General features: G+C 62.9%; 1 protein-coding gene. It reads right to left on the bottom strand.

What is annotated here, in order from left to right; translation table 11 throughout:
* Positions 1-154: 154 nt before the first annotated feature.
* Complete coding sequence (locus N1058_RS23985; protein WP_265520096.1) at positions 155-1234, bottom strand: IS5 family transposase; 1080 nt, start codon at positions 1232-1234, stop codon at positions 155-157.
* Between the last annotated feature and the right edge of the window lie 75 nt (positions 1235-1309).

Here is a 1309-nt window from a genome sequence, read left to right as displayed (position 1 = left end):
TGGAGGTCTCGAACTACCGTCGTTTTTGATGCCGAAACCGCCAAAGCGGACCCGAGCCACCGAGTTCGGTTGTTTGGCGTGGGTTTCGCGCCCTTATCGGGCTCATGATTGGTCGATTTCGGCGTATCGGCGGCGTTTTCCGCCGCTGCCACCGCTATGCGGGCGCAGTTCGCCCCTGGTGCCAGACATAGCGGGTGAGATTGTAGGCGAGATTGGCCATGCCAATCTTGGTCCTGGCGCGGGCGATGCCGATGGTGCGCACGAAGAGACCCATGCGGGATTTCTGTTGCGCGAAGACGTGTTCGACGAAGGCGCGGATTTTAGAGCGCCGACCATTGGCCCGCGACGTTGCCTCGCTCATCGGCCGGCCCTTGGGCTTCTTATGGTGGATGTCGGAGCGGTAGCCGTTCTTCTCCAACCACGCTTCGTTCTTCTTCGAGCGATAGGCCGTGTCGGCCCACACCGTCGAGCCGGTGTTGGTCTTGTCCAGCACGTTGCGGAGTTGCGCCCCGTCCCAGGCCGAGGCGCTGGTGACGGTCCAGCCGCGGATGAAGCCGTGCCGGCGATCGATCGAGGCGTGGTTCTTGTAGCCGAAGGCCGGAACGGCGATGTCGCGCTGTTTGGTCTTTCCCTCCTCGTCGGCCTTGGCCTTGGAGAACTTCACGGTCCAGCGCGCATCCCGATCCTTCTGGCGCAGCTTCGCCGGCTTGTCCTTCCACTCCTCCGGCACCTTTCCTGCCTTGATGTCGGACTTCTCGCCGTCCGAGTTGCGCTGCTTCGGCGCCGCCACGATGGTGGCGTCCACGATCTGCCCGCCCATGGCGAGGTAGCCGGCCTTGCTGAGGTGCTTGTCGAAGCGGGCGAACAGGTTTTCCACCGCCCGGGCCTGGGTGAGGTGCTCCCGGAACAACCAGATCGTCTTGGCGTCCGGCACCTTGTCGCCGAGCTCCAGGCCCAGGAAGCGCATGAAGGACAGCCGATCCTGAATCTGGAACTCGGCCTGGTCGTCCGACAGGCCGTAGAGCGCCTGCAGAACCATGATCTTGAACATCAGCACGCCGTCATAGGGCGGCCTGCCACCCTTGGCACCATCGGAGCGCTTCAGCGCCTTGGCCAAAGGCTTGCGGAAAACAACCCAAGGCACGACCGCGTTCAGCTTTTCCAGAGGATCGCCCGCTTCGCTCAATCGGGCATACCGCTCGTCAATGTCCCAGAACCCGGCTTGTCCCCGCATCCGCTACCTCCGCGCAAATCACCGCGACAGTGAATCAAAATCCGGTGCCGAAGGCGAGGTTTTTAGAGACCTCCA

It is taken from the genome of Nitratireductor luteus (assembly GCF_026162365.1).
In the GTDB taxonomy this organism is placed as follows: domain Bacteria; phylum Pseudomonadota; class Alphaproteobacteria; order Rhizobiales; family Rhizobiaceae; genus Chelativorans; species Chelativorans luteus.
The sequence above is the reverse complement of the archived record's forward strand: the minus strand, read 5'-3'. Positions and strand labels throughout refer to the sequence as shown.

Excerpts from the sequence above, each read along its gene's own strand:
- N1058_RS23985 (WP_265520096.1), bottom strand. The coding sequence starts at position 1,234 with ATGCGGGGACAAGCCGGGTTCTGGGACATTGACGAGCGGTATGCCCGA.